The 20,712-nt window shown below is 70.7% G+C and carries 22 protein-coding genes and 1 pseudogene; 8 read left to right on the top strand and 15 right to left on the bottom strand.

Going from position 1 to position 20,712, the window contains the following annotated elements:
* Positions 1-7: 7 nt before the first annotated feature.
* Complete coding sequence (locus IE290_RS03060; protein WP_191242948.1) at positions 8-1,072, bottom strand: LacI family DNA-binding transcriptional regulator; 1,065 nt, start codon at positions 1,070-1,072, stop codon at positions 8-10.
* 160 nt (positions 1,073-1,232) lie between these two features.
* Here IE290_RS03060 and IE290_RS03055 point away from each other — a divergent pair, with 160 nt between their 5' ends.
* Entirely contained in the window at positions 1,233-1,688 is a 456-nt protein-coding gene (locus IE290_RS03055) for a pyridoxamine 5'-phosphate oxidase family protein (protein WP_191242947.1), read from the top strand.
* Between the two features lie 75 nt (positions 1,689-1,763).
* Here the strand turns inward: IE290_RS03055 and IE290_RS03050 are convergent, their stop codons facing one another.
* The 4 genes and pseudogenes from IE290_RS03050 to IE290_RS03040 form a co-directional block, all read right to left on the bottom strand.
* On the bottom strand, positions 1,764-2,576 hold the full coding sequence (locus IE290_RS03050; protein WP_191242946.1) for a class I SAM-dependent methyltransferase: 813 nt from the start codon (positions 2,574-2,576) through the stop codon (positions 1,764-1,766).
* Positions 2,577-2,667: 91 nt separating this feature from the next.
* Positions 2,668-3,216 carry a hypothetical protein gene (locus IE290_RS03045; RefSeq protein WP_191242945.1) on the bottom strand — a complete coding sequence of 183 codons (549 nt, stop codon included), beginning with the start codon at positions 3,214-3,216 and terminating at the stop codon, positions 2,668-2,670.
* A 113-nt stretch (positions 3,217-3,329) separates the two neighbouring features.
* Positions 3,330-3,422: pseudogene (locus IE290_RS37610) on the bottom strand (TIGR03943 family putative permease subunit); the annotation flags it as partial.
* A 16-nt stretch (positions 3,423-3,438) separates the two neighbouring features.
* Entirely contained in the window at positions 3,439-3,822 is a 384-nt protein-coding gene (locus IE290_RS03040; RefSeq protein WP_191242944.1) for an ArsR/SmtB family transcription factor, read from the bottom strand.
* A gap of 59 nt (positions 3,823-3,881) precedes the next feature.
* Between IE290_RS03040 and IE290_RS03035 the strand changes: the two genes are divergently transcribed.
* Positions 3,882-4,958: a cation diffusion facilitator family transporter gene (locus IE290_RS03035; protein WP_191242943.1), complete on the top strand. Its 1,077-nt coding sequence runs from the start codon at positions 3,882-3,884 to the stop codon at positions 4,956-4,958.
* A gap of 294 nt (positions 4,959-5,252) precedes the next feature.
* Entirely contained in the window at positions 5,253-6,020 is a 768-nt protein-coding gene (locus IE290_RS03030; protein WP_191242942.1) for a hypothetical protein, read from the top strand.
* A 38-nt stretch (positions 6,021-6,058) separates the two neighbouring features.
* On the opposite strand, the gene IE290_RS03025 is transcribed toward IE290_RS03030, so the two are convergent.
* Genes IE290_RS03025 through IE290_RS03005 form a run of 5 tightly spaced genes read right to left on the bottom strand, consistent with a single transcriptional unit; the run spans position 6,059 to position 11,209 of the window.
* Positions 6,059-7,573: a class I adenylate-forming enzyme family protein gene (locus IE290_RS03025; RefSeq protein WP_229874081.1), complete on the bottom strand. Its 1,515-nt coding sequence runs from the start codon at positions 7,571-7,573 to the stop codon at positions 6,059-6,061.
* 13 nt (positions 7,574-7,586) lie between these two features.
* Positions 7,587-8,099 carry a nuclear transport factor 2 family protein gene (locus tag IE290_RS03020; protein WP_191242940.1) on the bottom strand — a complete coding sequence of 171 codons (513 nt, stop codon included), beginning with the start codon at positions 8,097-8,099 and terminating at the stop codon, positions 7,587-7,589.
* A gap of 32 nt (positions 8,100-8,131) precedes the next feature.
* Positions 8,132-8,569, bottom strand: a complete 438-nt coding sequence (locus IE290_RS03015) for a nuclear transport factor 2 family protein (protein ID WP_191242939.1) — start codon at positions 8,567-8,569, stop codon at positions 8,132-8,134.
* A 33-nt stretch (positions 8,570-8,602) separates the two neighbouring features.
* Positions 8,603-10,348 (bottom strand): FAD-dependent oxidoreductase, encoded by a 1,746-nt coding sequence (locus IE290_RS03010; protein ID WP_191242938.1) that lies wholly within the window; start codon positions 10,346-10,348, stop codon positions 8,603-8,605.
* An 18-nt stretch (positions 10,349-10,366) separates the two neighbouring features.
* Complete coding sequence (locus IE290_RS03005; protein WP_191242937.1) at positions 10,367-11,209, bottom strand: fumarylacetoacetate hydrolase family protein; 843 nt, start codon at positions 11,207-11,209, stop codon at positions 10,367-10,369.
* 130 nt (positions 11,210-11,339) lie between these two features.
* Here IE290_RS03005 and IE290_RS03000 point away from each other — a divergent pair, with 130 nt between their 5' ends.
* Both IE290_RS03000 and IE290_RS02995 read left to right on the top strand, forming a co-directional pair.
* Positions 11,340-12,101, top strand: a complete 762-nt coding sequence (locus IE290_RS03000; RefSeq protein WP_229874080.1) for a GntR family transcriptional regulator — start codon at positions 11,340-11,342, stop codon at positions 12,099-12,101.
* A 226-nt stretch (positions 12,102-12,327) separates the two neighbouring features.
* Positions 12,328-12,714, top strand: coding sequence for a hypothetical protein (locus IE290_RS02995; protein WP_191242936.1), 387 nt, complete (start codon positions 12,328-12,330; stop codon positions 12,712-12,714).
* Positions 12,715-12,721: 7 nt separating this feature from the next.
* Here the strand turns inward: IE290_RS02995 and IE290_RS02990 are convergent, their stop codons facing one another.
* From IE290_RS02990 to IE290_RS02970, 5 genes are all read right to left on the bottom strand, one after another.
* Positions 12,722-13,105 (bottom strand): TIGR03618 family F420-dependent PPOX class oxidoreductase, encoded by a 384-nt coding sequence (locus IE290_RS02990; RefSeq protein ID WP_191242935.1) that lies wholly within the window; start codon positions 13,103-13,105, stop codon positions 12,722-12,724.
* 12 nt (positions 13,106-13,117) lie between these two features.
* On the bottom strand, positions 13,118-14,038 hold the full coding sequence (locus IE290_RS02985) for an NAD-dependent epimerase/dehydratase family protein (RefSeq protein WP_191242934.1): 921 nt from the start codon (positions 14,036-14,038) through the stop codon (positions 13,118-13,120).
* Between the two features lie 33 nt (positions 14,039-14,071).
* Positions 14,072-14,926 carry a DUF6597 domain-containing transcriptional factor gene (locus IE290_RS02980; protein ID WP_191243922.1) on the bottom strand — a complete coding sequence of 285 codons (855 nt, stop codon included), beginning with the start codon at positions 14,924-14,926 and terminating at the stop codon, positions 14,072-14,074.
* 23 nt (positions 14,927-14,949) lie between these two features.
* Positions 14,950-16,263 carry an outer membrane protein assembly factor BamB family protein gene (locus tag IE290_RS02975; RefSeq protein WP_191242933.1) on the bottom strand — a complete coding sequence of 438 codons (1,314 nt, stop codon included), beginning with the start codon at positions 16,261-16,263 and terminating at the stop codon, positions 14,950-14,952.
* 100 nt (positions 16,264-16,363) lie between these two features.
* Positions 16,364-16,933 carry a TetR/AcrR family transcriptional regulator gene (locus tag IE290_RS02970; RefSeq protein WP_191242932.1) on the bottom strand — a complete coding sequence of 190 codons (570 nt, stop codon included), beginning with the start codon at positions 16,931-16,933 and terminating at the stop codon, positions 16,364-16,366.
* Positions 16,934-17,105: 172 nt separating this feature from the next.
* On the opposite strand from IE290_RS02970, the gene IE290_RS02965 reads away from it, so the two are divergent.
* From IE290_RS02965 to IE290_RS02955, 3 genes are read left to right on the top strand one after another with little or no spacing between them, the layout of a single operon-like run.
* Positions 17,106-17,558 (top strand): (2Fe-2S)-binding protein, encoded by a 453-nt coding sequence (locus IE290_RS02965; protein WP_191242931.1) that lies wholly within the window; start codon positions 17,106-17,108, stop codon positions 17,556-17,558.
* On the top strand, positions 17,545-18,504 hold the full coding sequence (locus IE290_RS02960; protein ID WP_191242930.1) for an FAD binding domain-containing protein: 960 nt from the start codon (positions 17,545-17,547) through the stop codon (positions 18,502-18,504). The genes IE290_RS02965 and IE290_RS02960 overlap by 14 nt, the downstream gene beginning before the upstream one ends.
* Complete coding sequence (locus IE290_RS02955; protein ID WP_191242929.1) at positions 18,504-20,675, top strand: xanthine dehydrogenase family protein molybdopterin-binding subunit; 2,172 nt, start codon at positions 18,504-18,506, stop codon at positions 20,673-20,675. Before IE290_RS02960 ends, IE290_RS02955 begins: the two co-directional genes overlap by 1 nt.
* Positions 20,676-20,712 lie beyond the last annotated feature (37 nt).

Raw genomic sequence — 20,712 nt, 5'->3', positions numbered from 1 at the left:
AAGCTCCTCAACGGTGAGTCGCCGGGCCGAGGGAATCACCCGCCACGAAGCGGCACGGGACGGTGATCTGCCGCGGCGCGGACGCCGGGTGCTCGAGCAGTTCGACGAGCGTCTGCACCGCGGTGCGGGCCATTTCCGCGCGGGGCAGGGAAAAGCGGGTCCAGTCGCGTAGCTGCGGGGACCACGACGGCGGGTCGCCGAGCAGCGCGATCGAGCAGTCCTCCGGGAAGCTCACCCCGGACGTCGCGCTGATCGCGTCGAGCGCGGTGGTCAGCCGGGTGTCCTCGGTGGGCTCGACGAGGATCGCGGTGACGCCCTCCTCGCGCACCCAGCGCCGGACGGCCTCGGGCGTCAGGTCGTCCGGATCGGCGAGCCCGCGGACGAGCGAGGGGTCCACGGTCCGCCCGGCTGCGGCCATCGCCTGGCGGAAACCCTGTTCGCGGTCCCGGGTCGGCTCGCTGTCCTGCGCCGCGTGCAGGTACAGGATGCGTTCGTGGCCGAGCCGCAGCAGTTCGGTGACCAGGCCACCGGTCGCGCTCACGTAGTCGGCGGCCACATAGGACAGTTCGGCGCCCTCGACCTCGCGGCGCCCGATGAACACGAACGGGAAGTCCTCGCGGACCAGTTCGGCCAGTTCCTCGCGGTGCACGTTGCGGCCGAGCAGCACGCACCCGTCGGCCAGCTTGAGGCGGTTGGCGCCGCCGGCGTAGATCCCCCGGTGGCCCGCGCTGACCGAGCTGAACAGCAGCAGGTCGTAGCCCTGGCGCGCGGTCTCCTCCTCCACCCCGAGCAGGAACGGGAAGTAGAAGTCGCGCTGGTCGGTCGGGAAGACCGGCTCGAACGTGTAGAGGCCGAGCAGGTGGTTGCGCCCGCCCTTGAGGCTGCGCGCCGCGACGTTGGCCGAGTACCCCAGTTCGGCCGCGGCCGCGAAGACCGCCGCCCGGGTGGACTCGGCGATCTGGTCGCTCACCGCGCCACCGGAGAGCACGAGCGAGACCGTGGCCTGCGAGACGCCGGCGCGCTTGGCCACGTCCACCTGGGTGGGCCGGCGACCTCGTCGGGGCGGGACCATCGCGACTCCTAATACGTATTAATGGTTGCCGGAGAACTGTAACCAGTGGCCCCGATCACCGTCAAGGGCGTTGCCGGTTCGTGATCCGCGGCGTTCTACAGTGGACGGTCCCCCGGCCGGTGCTCGTGTCCCGGCCCCGTCCGCCGGTACGATCCCCGGGATGACGACGTGGCGGGACTTCGAGGAGGCGGCGCCGGAGTTCGCGCGTCGCGTGCGGGCGTTGTTCGACGCGCACAAGCACAAGACGATCGCGACCGTGCGCGCCGACGGTGCGCCGCGGATCTCCGGCATCGAGTCGGAGTTCCGGGACGGCGAACTGACCTTCGGCTCGATGCCGGGCGCGCGCAAGGGCGCCGATCTGCGCCGGGACCCGCGGTTCGCGCTGCACAGCGCCACCGTCGACCCGGTCGAGGGCGAGGAGGCCCGGTGGCCGGGCGAGGCGAAGATCGCCGGCCGGGCTATCGCGGCGGGCCCGATCACCGACGGCCCGCCGGGCGAACTCTTCCGCGCCGACATCGCCGAGGTCGTGCACACGCACCTCAACGAGGAGGCGACGATGCTCGTCGTCGAGTGGTGGACCCCGGCGCACGGGCTGCGCAAGCTCGAGCGCGAGTGATCCCGGGCGGGGGTTCTCAATTCGCCCACCTGCCCGTCTCCGCCGCCGCGCGGTGAGCGCGCGGCGGCGGTCGGGTCACTTGGACAGGAAGAAGTAGGCGTAGCGCTCGTCGAGTTCGTTCTGCGGCACCAGTTCGATGCCTTCGGGCTTGAAGCCGCAGCGTTCGGCGAGTTGCCAGAACCCGGCGATCGGGTAGGTGGTCATCTGCGAGACGCCGGACTTGTAGGCGCGGCGGCGGGGCTTGCTGACCCAGCGGCCGTCGTCGTACTTGATCTGGACGAGTGCCAGCCCGCCGGGCGCGAGCATCCGGTGGGCCAGGCGCAGCACCCGTTGCCCGTACTCGGGCGTGGGCAGCACTTCGAACACGTACAGGCACAGGAAGATGTCGCACGGCTCGGTGACATGCCGCAGCACGGCTTCGGGGTCGGTGACGTCGATCTCGACGCCGCGGAACGGGGTGTCGCACACCCCCTTGACCTGCTTTTCGCACTCGGCGAGGCTGTCGGCGGAGATGTCGATGCCGACGAACTCCTCGCGCGCCCGCGGTGCGAAGTGGACGGCGTTGGCCCCGCCGCCACACCCCCATTCCACGATCCGGTCCCAGGGGCGGGTGAACTCGGCCAGACGGGCACCACGGTGGAACAGCTCCAGGTGCCGCCGGCCGATTTCCCGCCACAGGTCGCTGTTGCCGAACACCGGCCCGTCGGCCCAGTGCGAGTTGTCCTTCCAGTCCTCGTCCGCGGGTTCGGCCCAGTAGGACTGGGCGTCGGCGGAGATCCTCCGCTCGGAGTGGGTGAGGCCGATCGTGGCCAGGCCGCGGTGCCAGGCCGCGCGGGCCAGCGACGCGGCGTGGCGCGCGGTGGGGACGTGTTGCCGTGAGGAGGGCATCTGGTTCGCCTTTCGGGGTCCGGCCGGCACCGCGACAGCGGGCGGCCGACGTCATCGGGAAGCCGGTCTGTTCAGAACCCGCGGATGCGGGTCAGGAACGGGCCGGCGGCCCGCGGCGAACGCGGATGCGTTTCCACACCACGTCGACGACGCCGGCCGGGATGGCCGGCGCCACGGACAAGCGCAGGGGCGCCTGCGACGGTGGCGTGTAGGGCTTGCGCGGCAGCACGTGCGCGAGCATCGAACCCACCGCGTTGACCGCGGCGTCGGCGCGGGCCAGCAGCATGCCGATGACCACGATCGCGGTGACGTTCGCCCCGGTCATCGCCGGCGTGCTCACCTGCGGCGCGGCGTGGTAGTGCGCCGTCACGTACTCCACCACGCTCAGCGCGCCGTGCAGGACGAGCTGGACGGCGCCCAGCCCGGCGACGACCGCGACTGCGTTGTGCAGACGGTCCACGATCGCGGTACCCGCGAGAGCGAGAACCAGCGTGATGATGACCGTGGACGAGGTGTGCGGCGCTTCGCCGCCCCCGGCCGAGTGCGCGGCGATGGTGATCATCGCGGCCAGCGCGGACAGCAGTCCACTGCGCACCACCCGGGGCGTGCACAGTGGACGAGCCTGCCTGCTCGTCACCATGCCGAGCCCAAGGGCAGGGGAAGGCGTCGGCGGCGCGGCAGTCGAGCGCGACCTCGGCGAGGCAGGTGGTACCCCACCCTCCGGCGACGGAGGGAAGTCGCCCTCGGCGGCGCCTTGACGTAGCGCAGGCGGCTGCCGTCCAGGCCGATCTCGAGCAACGCACTCCCGAGCAGGAGCAGCAGGATGTTCTGGGTCTCGCGGCGCACGGGCGGAGGCGTCCCGTCACCCGGCCGCGTGGCCGGTGCCCTCACCGGCGGTGATGCGGTGCTGGTGGTGCGGGATGCCGCGCACCGCGTGGTCGGCGAAGTCCAGGGCCTGGCCGACCAGGTCCGCCAGGTGGTCGCTGGTCAGGCGGTAGAGCATCCGGCGACCGTCCCGCCGGGCCTGCACCAGGCCGGCCAGCCGCAACCGGCCCAGGTGCTGCGACACCGACGACCGCGACGCCGCCACCCGCGTGGTCAGGCTGGTGACGTCCTGCTCGGTGGACAGCAACCGCAGCAGGTGCAGGCGCGTCGGGTCGGCCAGGTGTCCGAGCACCTCGGCCGCCACCGTCAGCCGCTCGGCCTCGGAGGCACCCGCCCCCGAGGCGTTGTCATGCGCGCGCATGCTTGCATAATGGGCGTTGTCAGGGGTACCTGGCAAGGGCGAACGAGGGACAGACGCGGATGGGCACGGCGCACGAGCACACCGACCAGCACGGCCACGGCCATGCGCACGGCCACGGTCACGGTCACGCGCACGGTCACGGCCGCCGCCCCGGCAGCTGGGCCGGCCGGGCGTGGACGCAGCTGCGGCACGTGGTCACCCCGCACAGCCACGACCGCGCCGACCGGTTCGACAGCGCCCTGGAGACCAGCAAGCGCGGGATGCGCACCCTGGTGTGGTCGTTCCTGGCGCTGTTCGTGACGGCGATCGCGCAGCTGGTGATCGTGCTGTTCACCGGCTCGGTCGCGCTGCTGGGCGACACGATCCACAACTTCGCCGACGCGCTGACCGCCCTGCCGGTCGGCATCGCCTTCGCACTGGGCCGCCGCGCCGCCTCCCGCCGGTTCACCTACGGCCTGGGCCGCGCCGAAGACCTCGCCGGCGTGGTGGTCGTGGTGATCATCGCCCTGTCCGCGGCGCTGGCGGGATACGAGGCCGTCAAGCGCCTGATCGACCCGCAGCCGGTCACCGGGCTCTGGGTGGTCGCCGCGGCCGGGGTGATCGGGTTCCTGGGCAACGAGCTCGTCGCGCGGTGGCGGATCACCGTCGGCAGGCAGATCGGGTCGGCGGCGCTGGTGGCCGACGGACTGCACGCCCGCACCGACGGCTTCACCTCGCTCGCCGTGGTGCTCGGCGCGGCCGGCGTCGGGCTCGGTTTCCCGCTGGCCGACCCGATCATCGGCCTGGTCATCACCGCCGCGATCCTGCTCGTGCTGCGCGACGCCGCCAAGGAGGTCTTCCGCCGCCTGATGGACGCCGTCGACCCGGCCACCGTCGGACTCGTCGAGCGCACCGCGGCCACCGTGGACGGGGTGCAGCGCGCCGGGCAGGTGCGGATCCGCTGGATCGGGCACGCGCTGCGCGCCGAACTGGCCGTCGGCGTCGACGCCACCCTCACTGTCGCCGAAGCGCACCGGCTCGCGCACGAGGTCGAGCACCGGCTCATCCACGAGGTCCCGCGCCTGACCGCCGCCGTGGTGCACACCGAACCCGTCGCCGGCGCCGAAGCCGCCCACCAGCTCCTGGCGCACCACTAGGTCATGTCTGAAAAGGCCGTTGTCCAGGTGATCACGTCGCAGATGAGGATGGCAGCGCGGTAGACGGTGGCGAGTGTGTCGAACCGGGTGGCGATTTCCGCGCCAGTGTTCGAGCTGGTTGAAGCCGCGCCTACCGACACCGACATCGCCGGGCCACACCAGCCAGCCACGCAACCGACCTCGCCCGGGTTGACAGCCACTAGATAGATTGATCTACTTTCTAGGCTGTGTCAGCAGCCACACCCTGCACGGGTGCGGACGAGCTGGCTCGAGCCGATCGAGAGGTGCTGTGGAATGAGCGACGTTGCCGGATCCCATGCGCTGAACGCCAAGACTCAACGTTGGTTCGCTCTCAGTGGACTCGCCGCCCTACCCGTGATGTTCGCCGGCCTGCTACTCGCGCGGGTGTGGCCGCCGCAGAATGCGACCTGGACCGCGACACATATTGTCGAAATATACAGCCGAAATCCCGACCGGATCCAGCTCGGCTGCGTACTGATGATGGTCGGCTTCGCCTTCTGGGGATGGTGGACGGCCGTCATCTCACTGTGGGTCTGGCGAATGGAATCCCGCCGATTCCCCGTCCTGACCTTCGCCACACTCATCCTCAACGCCATCAACACGATGGCAGTCGAACTGATGGCCATCGCCTATGCGGTCACCGCATTTCGTGCTGGTGACATATCTCCCGAAATCACGTTGACGCTCAACGACATCGCGTGGTTCCTCTATTATTACACCTGGCCGCCATATGTTCTCTGGCTGATCGCCGTGGCGATCGCCATCTTCCGGGACGCAAATACTCCGGCGCTTTTTCCACGCTGGCTCGCCTGGCTCACCTTGGCTCAAGTCGTGGTCATCCTGCCCAACGCCGTACAGACCTTCTCCTTCGCGCAGACCGGCCCGTTTGCCTGGGACGGATTTGTCACGGCTTACTGCGTGGCGGCCTTCCACGGGATATGGACCATAGCGATCGCCTGTTGCGTGTTCGCAGCGATCAGCCGCGAGGAACGTAGTTCGACGTCGTCACCGGCGGCGGTGGACAGTGCCGTGGAGGTGTGAACCGGGCCGGCCTGCGACGGCGATCGATGTTCTGAAGCTCAGCGTCGAAGGTCGCCGGATGGGCGAATGGTCCTCAGCTCGCGTTTGAGGATCTTCCCGTTGGCGTTCTTGGGAAGCTCGTCGAGGAACGTGATGGACTTCGGCTTCTTGAAGGACGCCAGGTGCGCACGGGTGTGCGCGATGAGTTCTGTTTCGGTGACGTCGGCGCGTGGGTCGGTCACGACGAAGGCGCCGACGTTCTCGCCCCATTCGGGGTCGGGGAGGCCGACGACCGCCACTTCGCAGACGGCCGGATGTGCGAGCAGGACTTCTTCGACCTCGCGGGGATAGATGTTCGAGCCGCCGCTGATGATGACGTCTTTCGACCGGTCGGTGAGATACAGGAATCCGTGTTCGTCGACGTGCCCGACGTCGCCGGTCAGCAGCCAGCCGTTGTCGATGGCGCCGGCGGTCGCGGCCGGATCGGACCAGTAGCCGGTCATCACGACATCGCCGCGAACCCGGATTTCCCCGGTCGTTCCCGCGGGCAGTTCGTTGCCCTCGGCGTCGGCGACCCGGACCTCGACGCCGGTGAACGGCCGGCCGCAGGACCGGCGACGGGGGTGTGCGTTGTCGTGGGGAATCTGGTCCGGTTTCATGACGGCGATGGTCATGGGCGCCTCGCCTTGTCCGTACATCTGGGTGATGACCGGGCCGAACGCGTCGAGCGCATGCTGCAGGTCCTCTTGGTAGAGCGCGGCTCCGCCGATGACGAGGCTGCGCAGCCGCGGAAGCTCCGGTGCGGAGCCGGCTCGGACTTCGTCGGTCAGCCGGCGCAGCATCGTGGGTGCGAGGAACGCTCCGTGGGTGACCTGGTTGGCTTCGGCGAGTGCGAGGTAGTCGGCTGGGTCGAAGCTGCCGGCCGCGGAGATCACGTTGACCGCTCCGTGTCCCACGGCGGGGAGCAGGTACATCCCGCTGCCGTGGGTGAGCGGAGCGGCGTGGAGGAAAACGGCATCGTCCTGGACCGGGTCGACGTCGGCGTAGTAGTTGAGCGTCATGCTCAGCAGATTCCGGTGGGTGAGGGTGGCCCCCTTCGGCCGCCCGGTGGTCCCTGAGGTGTAGAAGATCCAGGCGGCGTCCTCGGGACGGACCTCGGCGACAGGCACCGGCGGTCCGGCTGTGAGCGCCTCGTATGACGGTGAGCCGGTGCGGAGCACGGTTGCGCCGGTGGTGTCGCTGCTCGCCGCGTCCTCGGTTTCGGGCGCGACGACGACGACCTTCGCTCCGGAGTGGGCGAGGACGAACGCCACCTCGCGGGGGTGCAGGTGGCGGTTGAGAGGCACCGTCACCAGCCCGGCCCAGAAAGTCGCCCACAGCAGTTCGAAGAGCTCGGGCCCGTTCGGCAGGACGAGGGCGACCCGGTCGCCGGTACGGAGCCCGAGCGCCTGGAGCCCTCCGGCCAGGCGCGCGATCCGCTCGCGGGCGAGCGCGTAGCTCGCGGACCGGTCGCCGTGGCGCCAGGCATCCCGTGTCGGTACCCGGAGCGCGCTGGCTGCCAGCAGAGTTGCCACGTTCATCGTGTCGTCAGCCTTCGGCGTTGCCCGGTTCGGGGAAGTACTCCACCGGCGAGCCCGGCGGGACGACGTCGTTGACGAGCGGGCCGCCGTCCTCGCGCCACATCTCGTAGGCGATCTCCTTGGTGATCTTGCCGTCCCGGAGTTCGAAGCAGTGCACGATCCGGAGGCTGATCCGGCTGCCGACGGAGAACGGCAGGTTGGGCATCTCGTCGCCGACCACGGTCACGTCGGCGACTGCGTCGTCGAACACGAACTGTTCCGTGGCGAAGCGCCGCAACGTGGTCAGCGAGTGGAACTGCAGGGTGCGGAAGATCTTCATGTAGGCGTCGCGGACGTCGCCGGCATCGGTGTACACGAGCCCGCGGTTGGGCGCTTCCCAGGAGATTTCCGGGGCGTAGAGAGCGATCGCCTTGTCGACGTCGTCAGGGTTTTCGTTGTGGAAGTGTTCTTGTACCACCTCGAGATTGCGCGCGATGATCTCGTCGCGGGACAGTGCTGCGTCCGGTCGCATGGTCGTCATGAGTCAAGGATCCTTACGGCAGAAGGGAAAGTCTATTTGTTGAGCCACGGGTAGCGGGCGGTGTCCTCGCCGGCGTAGTCCGGGTCGAGGTAGACGAAGAGGCGTTGGATCTTGAAATCGCGGATTTCGAACACATCGCACCAAGGCCCGGAGGAGGTGACTCCCGCACGCCACTCGACGCCGTTCGCGGTCGTGCCGTGGCTGGTGCCTTCGACGACGACCTTGTCGCCGTCGACGACGTAGTTGAAGTACGCGGTGTGGTGCTCGATCGACGAGATGATGCCGCCGAGCTGGCCGAAGAATTCCTGGATCTTGTCGATGCCACGGACCATGCCGTATTTCGGGAAGCAGAACTCGGCGTCGTCGGCGAAGAGTTCGACGACGTTGCCGCCGGAATCGACTCGCTTGAGGAACTCCAGGGCTACCGACTTGCGCTGTTCGTCGGTCATGGTGCCGGTCGTGATGGTCATTTCGAGCCTCCTTGATCGAATGAATGGCCGGGCTCAGGTGCGGGAGAGGGCGGACTTGGCCGCTTCGCGCAGCACGCTGACCGGGTCGTCGGCCTTGTCGTGGCTGCGCCAGGCGATGTGCCGGTCGGGCCGGACCAGCAGGCAGCCGCCGTCGGTCACCTCGCGGGTTCTGGCCCAGTCGCCGTACACGTCGTCGAAGGCGAGCCGGTAGCCGATGGGTGCGCTGGCGATCTCGACGCCCAGCTCCGCGCTGACCTTCTCCGCGGCGGCGGTCCATGCTTCGCCGCCGATGCCGGTGATCAGGGTGAACTTGCCGTGCCCGACGACGTCGAGCGTCGAGATTTGCTTGCCGTGTCGTTCGACCCAGACGTGTGGGAGGTACGCGCCGGGGTGGGTGGTGGGGTGGTAGTAGAGCTCGGGATCGCGGGTGTAGGCGGGGAACGGGGTGCCGTCGTCGACAACGGCGACCGAGGTGTAGCGCTGGCCGAGTTCGACGCCGTGCGCGTGGAAGTGATATGCGTTCTCGTCGAGGCAGTCTTCGAGAGCTTTCCGTCGCCTGCGGCCGTCGTCGGTGTCGGCGAAGAACCCGTCGATCGCCGCCCAGCCTTCCTCGTCGGTCTGGCCCGGCCGGATGCCGAGGATGGACGGCACCCGGCCGACGATGTCGGCGCTTTTCAGGGCGCGGTCGACGACCTGGCGACCTACCGGGTGGCGTTCCTGGTGGTAGCTCTCGAGCAGCGCTTCGCCGGCCTGGCCCTTGAGGACCGCGGCCAGTTTCCAGGCGAGGTTGTAGGCGTCCTGGATCGAGGTGTTGGACCCGAGCCCGTTCGCGGGCGGGTGCCGGTGCGCGGCGTCACCGGCGAGGAACACCCGTCCTCGCCGGTACTCGGTGGCGAGGACGTGGTTGACCTGCCAGGTCGAGACGTTCTTGATCGTGACCGGGACGCTGTCGTCGCCGATGGCCTTGTGGATGCGAGGCAGCATCGCTTCCTCGCTGGTGTCGATCTCCTCGGTGTCCGGGTCGTACATGAACACCAGGACCCATTCGTTCCAGGGCCGCACGGTGATGAAGACCCCGGAGCCGAGCCAGAAGTCGTTGCCCGGCTGAGCGGTCCAGAACAGCACGCCCGGGCGGTGTGCGCGGAAGCGCGAGAGGTCGGCTTCGAGCCAGATGTTGACCGCGTAGCCGAGACCGGTTTCTCCCTCCAGCGTGAACCCGAGCTGTTCGGCGACCGTCGAGCGGCCGCCGTCGGCGCCGATGGCGTACTTCGCTTTGATCAGATAGGTCTCGCCGGTGTGGCGGTACCGAACAGTCGCCGTGACACCGGTGTCGTCCTGGGCGATTTCGGTCAGTTCGGTGGAGAACCGGACGTCGGCGCCGCGGTCGACCGCGCCTTGCAGGATCAGCGGTTCGAACAGGTGCTGGGGCATGTTGCACATGGCCGACGGGCTTCCCGCCTCGTAGTCGGCCTTGCGGCCGACCATCGTCCCCCAGGTCTTCACCCGGGCGATCTCCTTGCCCGCCATGCTCGTGGCCCACACGTTGTCGGCCATCAGCTCGTTGGGGACGGACACGGCACGCACCTGTTCCTCGATGCCGAGGTCGCGCATGACCTCCATGGTGCGCTGGTTCGTGATGTGCGCCCGCGGGGTGTTGGCGGTGCGCGGGTACTTGGTGATGGTGATGGCCTCGACGCCGTACATCGCCAGGAACGCCGCGGCCGTGAGTCCGCAGGGCCCGGCGCCCACGACGAGGACATCGGTTTCGACGACTCGCATGGTCGGTCTCCTTCCCGGTCAGTCCCGGGGCGCGACGAGGCGGTGGGTCATCCGGCCCAGCCCCTCGGTCCGGGTGGTCAGCACGTCGCCGGCGGCGAGGTAGCGCTGGGGGTTCGAGGCGAGGCCGACGCCGGCCGGGGTTCCGGTGAAGATCAGGTCGCCCGGGTAGAGGGTGAGGACCTCGGAAAGCTGTGCGATCAGCACGGGCACCGGGAAGATCAGGTCCGAGGTCCGGCTCTTCTGGACCTCTTCGCCGTTGATCGCGCAGGCGATCTCCAGGTCGTCCGGGTTCTCCAGTTCGTCGGGGGTGACCACCCACGGCCCGATCGGGCTGAAGCCCGGGTGCGACTTGGCCAGGCTGAACTGCGGCACGGGCCCGGCAAGCTGCCGGGTGCGCTCGGAGATGTCCTGGCCGTTGGTCAGCCCGGCGACGTGGTCCCACGCGTCCTGTTCGCGCACGGCGCGCGCCTCGCGGCCGATCACGACGACCAGTTCCGCTTCCCAGTCGACGTTCCCGTCGACGAGGGCGATGTCGCCGGCCGGTCCGGTCAGCGACGAGGCGAATTTGGTGAACACCGAGGCCTTGGCCGGGATCTCGAAGCCCGACTCGACCGCGTGCGCCCGGTAGTTGAGCGCGATCGCGAAGATCTGCCGCGGCCTCGGCACAGGCGGGCCGAGCAACGCCTCGTCGAAACTCCGCGGAGTCAGCGTCGCACTTCGCGCCCACTCCCGGAACTCGGCCCAACGCTCCAGGACCGCCTGCGGATCCGGGCCGAAGCGCCCGTCGCTGTCCCGGGCGACGTCAGCCGCTCCGTCGGCGGTCACCAAGACCGCTCGTCCTGCCAGGTTTGCCAACTTCATCGTCGTCCTCCTCGGCCGGGCGGCCGGCGCCACCCTGCGCTGCGGGTCTCAGCATGCCGCCTAACTTTCTAAACTTCAAGAGAAAGCGGAAAGTTTCTGCGACGTTCTCTTCTCCTGCTACTGTGGAAACATGGCGCGATCCACGCACGGCACCCGGGCGGACGACACGTTCGCGACGATGCGGGCCGACATCCTGGCCGGGCGGCTGGCCCCGGGCGAGAAGCTGAAGTTCCCGGAACTCGGCGCCAGGTACGGCGTCGGCGTGGGGGTGCTTCGCGAAGCACTGACTCGGCTGGCCGAGCAGGACCTCGTCCGGTCGCAGCCGCACCAGGGTTTCCAGGTGACGCCGTTGTCCGCGGAGGACCTGACCGACCTCACCGCCGCCCGCGTGGCGATCGAGTGCCTGGTGTTGCGCATGTCGCTGGCCGAGGGCGACACGCCGTGGGAATCGGATCTGGTCGCGAAGCACCACACGCTCGAGCGGACTCCGCAGTACGACCAGGACGATCCGGAACGGGTCAGCGACGCCTGGTCACGCGCCCACGCCGACTTCCACCACACGCTGCTGGCCGGCTGCCGCAACTCCCGCCTGCTGAGCATCGCGAATTCGCTGCGCGACTCCGCGGAGCTGTACCGCTCGTGGTCGCAGCAGCACTCCAGGCACCCCGGCCGCGATGTCATCGCAGAACACCGCACGCTTATGGAACTCGCGCTCGCCCGCGACACCGAAGCCGCTGTCGAGGCCTTGGCGCGGCACATCAGCCACACCACGGAGATCCTGCTCGGCGGCGACCGAGCTGCCCAGGCCGACGGCGCGTTTCCGCGCCCGTGTCCGGAGCCTTCAGTCCGCACGACCGGCGGAGCGCCGATCGCGGTCGAGACGTCCCCGTGACAAGGAGCGAGCGCGAACTCCGGTTCGGCTCGGTTCTCTTTCCAGGTGAAGGCACGGAACGTTCCTGAGGCGGCGCCTTCCGTACCGCAACCGCACCCGAACCGCACACCACCCGGCTTCACGGCCGTCCCAGGGCCGGACCGGGCATCAGCGAAACGTCCCTCCCCTGCGGGCCGCGCCTGCGAGCATTCCTTTCGATACCGCTCCCGAAAACCTGAAGGGTCGAATGAAACGCTCACACAAGCTCGCCGGTGTCGTCAGCGCCGGGATGCTCACCGCGCTCTCCGTGCTGGCCGCGCCGGAAGCCGCCGCCGCCGATCACGAGGTTCACACCAATGACGCGGATCCCGGAGGCGTCGCCTACTTCACCGAGTACGGCGACGTGGTCAAGGTCTGCGACATCGAATCGGACGGGTGGGCCGTCGGCCTCGACGTGTACTGGAACGGCGGCTCCTACACGCTCAAGGCGGGTGGCAACGGCAACTGCGACGCCACCGACGCGAACGAGCACAACCTGCCGGAGAACGCCTACATCAACTTCCGCATCTACCTCTACAAGAGCGGCACGCCCTACGCCTACCAGGACACCGCTCAGTGGTACAACGACCACTGAGCACGGGTCAGCCGATCCCGACGCGCTGCCGCCCGGGCTCGATCAGCGCCACGACGCGCTCGTCGCCCCGGGGGTAGGGCTCGCCGGTGTACTTCACGGCCAGCTGGTCGACGATCTCCCACGCCTCGTCGCCCTCGAGCCAGCCGACCACCCTCCCCCGCACGACGACGGGCTCGAACGGGTTGTCCGCCGGCGCGATGGACAGCGCCACCCGTGGATCGCGGCGCAGGTTGCGGGCCTTTTGCATCCCCGGGCCGGTGAAAAAGACGATGTGCTCGCCGCGGGTGCCCACATAGACGGGTGCGGCGTGGGGCGAGCCGTCCGGCAGGACAGTGGCGAGGTGGGCGATCGAAGTGCCGTCGAGGACTCGGCGCACGTCGGGGCCGAGCATTCGCACTCTCCTTCAGCGGGGGTTGCCGCCGCGCCAGGCGACGTAGTCGGCGACCGCGGCGGCGACGTCGAACGCGGGCGTGAAGCCGGTGTCCCGCGTCAGCCGGGTGATGTCCAGGTACGGGGCGGGGCCGTTCCGCGCACCGGGCCGCAGGTCGAGCCGCAGGCCGGGGCTGATCGCCTCCAGGGCGCCGGCGAGCTCGCGGTGGGTGAACGGCCGGCCCCGGGACACGTTGTAGGTGTCGTGGCGCAGCGTCTCCGCGGTGATCAGCAACGCGATCGCGCGCCCGGCGTCGGGTGCGTAGCAGCTGTCGCCGCCGTCGTCGGCGTGCAGCGGCGGCGGCTGCTCACCGCGGAGCACCGCGCTGATGTACGGCGGGATCGGGTTGAACGGCGACTCCGGGTCCATCAGCGGCCCCCAGACACTCCCGATGCGCAGGACCACCGGCTGGACGCCGCTGCCCCGCAGGCTGTGCGTGGTGAGCGGCTCGACGGCCTTCTTGAACGCGATGATCAGGTGCGGCACCTCGGCGGCGGGCAGCGCCAGGTCCTCGTGCCACGGGATCTCGGGCCGCCCGAGGTAGACGCCGAGACTGCTCGCGACGGCGAACCGGCGCACGCCCCACGCGCGGGCGGCGGTCAGCGCGTTGAGCAGACCGGTGGTGTCGGTGCGGAAGAAGGCGACCGGGTCGTCACCGGGGATGCTGCCCGCGAGGTGGACGATGTCGGCGATGTCGTGCCGTCCGCCGAGGGCGAGGAACGCCTCGGCGTCGGTGACGTCGAGGGATTCCACGGCGACCTCGCCGGCGAGGAACGACGGCACCTCGGCCCGGCGGTGCGCGGTGACGACCACGTCCCGTCCGAGGTCGGCGAGTGCGCGGGCGGTGTGGGCGCCGATCATGCCCAGCCCGCCGGTGACGAGGACCTTGCTCATCGCTCTCCTTCGCTGCCGAACCCGGCACCGACACTAGGGTCGGCGCGGCGCCGGGTCTTGAACGAATCGCGCACGGCCGCGCCCGGCGAGGAAGGGCCGGTAGGACGCCGAGTGGTCGTGGCCGCACCCGCAGCGCTCGACGTCGCCGCCGAGGAGTTCGCGCGGGGTGAGACCGGTGAGGCGGACGCATTCCCGGCTGAGGTGCGCCTGGTCGGCGTAGCCCACGTCGACCGCCAGGCCCGCCATGCCGTCCGCGCCCCGCCTCCCCGTCGCCGTGGCTCCCGCCTGGGCGAGCGCGAGGAACCCCTGGAACCGCAACGTCCGCTGCAGCACCTTGGGTGCCACGCCGACCGCCCGCAGGCAGCGCCGCCGCAGCTGGCTGGTGGACAGCGCCAGGTGCGCGGCGAGGGAGTCGATGCCGACCGGGCGCCAGGGCATCAGCGCCGACGCGGCCGCACGCACCAGGGGATCCACTCCCCCGGCGCGGAACTCCGCCAGGAGGTGGGCCCGCAGGACCGTCAGCGCGCGCTCCGGCGTCCCGCCCATGGCCTCCACGAGCCGGTCCACCCGCGGTCCCCACAGCTCGGCCAGGCTCACCCGCCGGTCGGCCAGGTCGTCGAGCGCCGTCGGCAACGGCGGCGCGGTCCCCGGGCGGAACCGCACCCCGACCAGGGTCGTGTGCGGCGGGATGACCTCGATCTCCGGGCCGGTGAGCGGACCGAGCAGCCGCGGACGGCCACCGAGCGGGCAGTGGATCTCGACTCCGCCCGTGGGCAAGTGCCGCTGCACGTACGGCGCGTCACCCGTGCGCTGGATCCACACCGTGCGCACCACCCCCGCCAAACCGGGCGACGGCGGGCGCTCGACGTAGGACTCCCCGACGGCCATCGTCACCGGGATTTCCGGTGTGCTCAGCCCTTGACCGGATACGCGGTGGGCGTGCCGTCGTCGTCGACGCCGATGCCGGCGTACTCGCTCACGAGCACCGGAACGACGCCGGGTTCGGTGGACAGGTCCTTGCCGGTCGCGGCGTCCAGCACGAGGGGCTGACCGCCGGCGGTGGTGCCGTAGACCGCGCCGTGCCAGGCGGCGGTCACGCTGCCGGGCGCGACCCGGTTGGCCGCCTCGTCGGGCAGGCTCCACAGCTTCGCCGCGGTCCGGGCGTCGTAGCCGGTGAGCACGTCGTCCTGCTGGCACAGCAGCACGGACTGCTCGTCGTAGAGGCATTCCCCGTAGGCGCGCGAGCCGAACCCGCCCTCGCCTTCGAGCTTGACCTTCTCCGCACCCGTGGCGGGGTCGAGGAACAGCAGGAACGGGTGGCCGGTGCCGTAGTCGGTGCGGTTGACCACGACCAGCGCCGGGTCGGCGGGGATCATCGTGAGCTGGCTGGATTCGCGCGCGGCGACCCACTTCTGCCCGCCGGTGGTCACGTCGAGGGCGGTGGCCTGGGTCATCGAGGAGTTCTCGGGCACGTTGTAGTCGGTGCCGACGACGATGTCGCCGTGGACGCTGCCGGCCTCGTAGTCCTGCCGGGTCCACAGGGTCCGTCCGCTGGCCGGGTCGAGCGCGACGGTGAGGTGGTCGTCCTGCTTGCCGTAGCTGGCGATCACGGCGCCGCCGGTGACCGCGACGACCTGGGTGACCGCGTTGCCGGCGTCGGCGTAGGGGTCGTCCGACACCGGGACGTCCACCTGCCACTTCTTGGTGCCCTTGCCGGGCTCGGCGGCGACGACGGACAACGCGACCGAGGCCGGGGTCGTGCCCTTCTCCGGGATGACGACCGGGACGGCGGCGACGGCCAGGTCGCCGGTGACCACGGGTGGACGCGGGCCGGTCGGGTTGACGAACGGCCCGCTCTGGCCGTGCGGGTCGCCGGGCTCGCCGTCGATCGGGACGGTCCACTTCTGCTGCCCGGTCAGCACGTCCACCGCGGTCAGCTCCGTCGGGGTGACGATGTAGGCGGTGCGGTCGCGCAAGGCGGCGAACTTCGACACCACCGAGCCGGCCACGTTGGCGCGCAGCGCGGTGCTGGGCAGCGCGACGGCGCCGGCGACGTCGAACGCCGTCGGCGGGTCAGCGGTCTTGGCCGCGGGCGTGGCGGACGTGGATCCGGGCGCGGCGGTGGCCGAGGTGGTCAGCCCCGTCGCCGGACCGTCCGAACCACCACAAGCGCCGGCCGTCACCAGAACCGGCAGGCACAGGACGGTCGCCAGAGTTCGCCGCATGCGTGGACACCTCTCCCCCAGGGACACCCGCTCGACGCGGGCCGCCAGTGAACCTTAGAGGACGGGGGCACCTACGCGGGCCGGTTTTCACACAAACGCGTCAGTCCGCGCGGATGCCGCGCCACACGAGGTCGATCAGGTCGGCGCTCTGCCGCTGCCAGTCGCCATCCGGGTCGAGGTAGAGCAGGCCCAGCAGGCCGCGCATCACGGTCTCCCCGTCGATCTCCGGCCGCACCAGGCCTGCCTCGATGTTCGCTTTCAGAAGTGCGTCCATCGCCTCCCTGATGGACTGCACGGCGCCGGCCGGCAGCGTCCCGCGCTGCGCCGTGGCCGCGGCCAGTGCCTTCGCCAGGCCGCGCTTGGTCATCATGTAGGGCGCCAGGTGGCCCGTCGCCCAGGTGCGGAAGGCTTCGTCCGGGCCGGTGCGCGCCAGCAGCTCCGGCACGATATCCACCAAGTGCCGCACCTCGCGGTCGTACACCGCCAGGATCAAGTCCGCCGGTGCCGGGAAGTGCCGGTACACCGTGCCCACCCCGACCCCGGCCCGTTTCGCGATCGCGTTGAACGACACCTCGCCCGTCTCGGCGAGGGTCCGCGCTGCGACGGCGAGGATGCGCTCGTGGTTGCGCCGGGTGTCGGCACGCCGTGGGCTGACCGAACCCGTCGTCATGGCGCCTCCCTCTCCTGGTGCCGGACCACCGTAACCCGGTCACTTGGAGCAGCTCCGGGAGTACTGTTCGTTGCGAAGCGGATTGTAATCCGATACCGTCGACCGCAGCTCTAGCGGATAAGTATCCGATCCGGTTTCCCGGCCCCACCACGCTCTCAGGGAAGAGTTTTCCGTGGACATCTCACTCGAAGTGAACGGCGACCCCGCCGACCTGAGCATCGACCCCGGGGTGACGCTGCTGGACGCGCTGCGCGAACGGCTCGGCATCACCGGTCCCAAGAAGGGCTGCGACCGCGGCCAGTGCGGCGCCTGCACGGTGCACGTCGGCGGACGGCCCGTGCTGTCCTGCCTCACGCTCGCCGCCACCGTGACCGAGCCGGTCACCACCGTGGAAGGACTGTCCACAGGGGACGGACCGCACCCCGTGCAGCGGGCCTTCGCCGAGCAGGACGCGCTGCAGTGCGGCTTCTGCACGCCCGGGCAGATCATGTCCGCGGTGGCCGCCGTCGAACAGGACGTCGAGGACGTCCGGGAGTTCATGTCGGGCAACCTCTGCCGCTGCTCGGCGTACCCGAACATCGTCCGGGCCGTGGAGCGCGCGAGGAGGGCCGATGCGACCCTTTGAGCTGACCGCCCCGGCGACCGTCGCCGACGCGCTGGGCACTTCCGGCACCTTCCTGGCCGGCGGCACCACGCTGGTCGACCTGATGAAGCTCGACGTCCTGACCCCGCGGCAGGTGCTGGACATCAACGGGCTGCCGTTGCGCGGCATCGACACCGGCGACGGGCTGCGGATCGGCGCGCTGGAGCGGATGGCCGACATCGCCGCGCACCCCGGTGTGTACCCGGCGATCTCGCGCGCGTTGCTGCTCAGCGCGTCCCAGCAGCTGCGCAACATGGCGAGCATCGGCGGCAACCTGATGCAGCGGACGCGGTGCACGTACTTCCGGGATGTGTCCACCCCGTGCAACCGCCGCGACCCGGGCAGCGGCTGTCCCGCGATCACCGGCGCGAACCGGATGCACGCGGTGCTCGGCACGAGCGAGGCGTGCGTCGCCACGCACGCCAGCGACGTGGCGGTCGCGCTCGTCGCGCTGGACGCCTCGGTCCGGCTGGCCGGGCCCGGCGGCGAGCGCGTCGTCGCGCTCACCGACTTCTACCGCACGCCCGGCGACACCCCGCAGGCCGAACACGATCTGCGGCCCGGCGAGCTGATCACCGAGGTCGTCGTGCCGCGGCTGGACTGGGCCGCGCGGTCCACCTACGTCAAGGTGCGCGACCGGCAGTCCTACGAGTTCGCGCTGTGCTCGGCCGCGGTCGCCGTGGACGTGCGGGACGGGGTCGTCGCCGACGCCCGGGTGGCGGCCGGCGGGGTGGCCACCGTGCCGTGGCGGCTCACCGCCGTCGAGGCGGCGCTGCGCGGGAAACCCGCCACGGAGGAGTCCTTCACGGCCGCGGCCGCGCTCGCGGTCGAGGGCGCGAAGCCGCTGGCGGACAACGCTTTCAAGCTGTCCCTGTTGCCGCGGACGATCGTCCGCGCCCTGCTCGAAGTCACCGAGGGGAGCCGCTGATGCCCGCACGGCTGGACGCGCCGCTGAAGGTCACCGGTGGCGCGAAGTACGCGCTGGACCACAACTTCCCCGGCATGGTGTACGGCTACGTCGTGGTCAGCACGATCGCGCACGGCGAGATCGAGAGCATGGACGTCACCGCGGCGAAGAGCGCCCCGGGCGTGCTCGGGGTGTACTCGCCGTTCGACCCGCTCGTGCTGAACCCGGTGATCACGCCGATGTTCGGCGAGACGTGGGTTCCCCTGCGCGACACCGAGGTCACCTACGTCGGCCAGCCGATCGGCTTCGTCGTGGCGGAGACGTTCGAACAGGCGCGGGACGCCGCCGCGCTGGTCGAGGTCGCCTACCGCGAGCTGCCCGCGCTGACGTCGCTGGAAGACGGGCTGGACACCGCCATCGAGGCCGCGCCCGGGCACGTGGACGCTCCGCCGACGCTCACGGTGCTCGAGGACGGTGTCACCTCGATCGAGGACGCGTTCGCCGCCAGCCCGGTGGTCGTCGACGCGACCTACCGCACGGCAGCGCAGCACCACACCCCGATGGAGCCGCACTCGGCCGTCGCGGTGTGGGCCGACGGCGCGCTCACCGTCTACAGTGGAAACCAGGCCGCCAACCTGCAGGCCGTGGAGCTGGCCACGGCGCTGGGGCTGGACCCGTCGGCGGTGCGGGCCGTGAACCCGTTCGTGGGCGGCGCGTTCGGCGGCAAGGCCCGCACCTCGGCGCCGGCGTTCCTGGCGGCCGCCGCGTCCCGCGCGCTGGGCAGGCCGGTGAAGGCGGCGCTCACGCGGGAGCAGGTGTTCACGGCGACGGCGGGCCGGGCGGCGACGGTGCAGCGGATCACGCTGGGCGCGGAACGGGACGGCACGCTCGTCGCGCTGCGGCACGACTCGTGGTGCGGCACCGATCCCGCCCGGTCGTTCGTCGAGCCGACCTCGCACGGCACGTCCCGCGAGTGGTACGCGACGCGGAATTTGTCGATCAGCCAGCGGATCGTGCCGCTGCACCTCCCGCCGACCACGTTCATGCGCGCGCCCGGCGAGGCGCCCGGGTCGTTCGCGCTGGAGAGCGCGATGGACGAGCTGGCCGACGCGCTCGGCATGGACCCGATCGAGCTGCGGCGGCGGAACAACTCGCTCGCACCGCCCGGCCGGGACCTGCAGTGGTCGAGCAAGCACCTGGACGAGTGCTTCCGCATCGGCGCGGAGCGGTTCGGATGGGCCGAACGCAGGCCGCGGGGACGCACCGACGGCGACTGGCTCGTCGGCATGGGCATGGCCGTGGCGATGTTCCCCGCGCTCCGGTTCCCCGCCTCAGTCGGGGTCACCCTCAACGCGGACGACACCGCCGACATCCAGACCAGCGGGGCGGACCCCGGGACCGGCCTGCTGACCGTGCTGTCCCTGGTGGGCGCGGAATCGCTGGACATCGCGCCCGGGCGGATCACGCCGCGCCTTGGCGACTCGGCGCTGCCGCCCGGCGGGATGTCCGGAGGCTCGACCGCCACGGCCAGCGCGGGCACCGCGATCATGGCCGGCGCGTCCCAGGTGATCGACGAGCTGCTCGCGGTGGCCTCCGCCCCGGGCGCCCCGTTCGCCGGCGAGGAGGTCACCTACGCCGACGGCCGCGTCCACGGCGAGGGCCGGTCGATGACCTTCGGCGAGGTGCTGCGCGCGGTGGGCCGCCCCAGCCTGACGGCGGTCGGCTCGTCGGCGCCCGGCGAGGAGTTGACCAAGCACTCGTTCAGCTCGTTCGGCGCGCAGTTCGTGGAGGTTCGCGTGCACCGCCTCACGCGCGAGGCCCGCGTGTCGCGCATGCTCGGGGTCTTCGACGGCGGCCGGATCATCAACGAGCGGGCGGCGCGCAGCCAGCTCGAGGGCGGCATGATCTGGGGCGTGTCGGCGGCGCTGCACGAGGGCTTCGAGGTGGAGGCCGGCGGGCGGCTCGCCAACGCCGACCTCGCCGGCTACCTGATCCCGGTCAACGCCGACATCCCGGACATCGACGTGCACTTCGTGGAGTACCCGGACACGCTGCACAACGACCTCGGCGCGCGGGGCCTCGGCGAGATCGGCACCGTGGGCGTGGCCGCGGCGGTCGCCAACGCCATCCACAACGCCACCGGCATCCGGGTCCGGCACATCCCGATCCGGATCGAGGACCTGCTGGACTGACCGGCGCCGTGGGGCGGTCCGCCGGGCCGCCCCACGG

This window comes from Amycolatopsis deserti (assembly GCF_014653945.1).
GTDB classification, from domain to species: Bacteria; Actinomycetota; Actinomycetes; order Mycobacteriales; family Pseudonocardiaceae; genus Amycolatopsis_E; species Amycolatopsis_E deserti.
The sequence above is the reverse complement of the archived record's forward strand: the minus strand, read 5'-3'. Positions and strand labels throughout refer to the sequence as shown.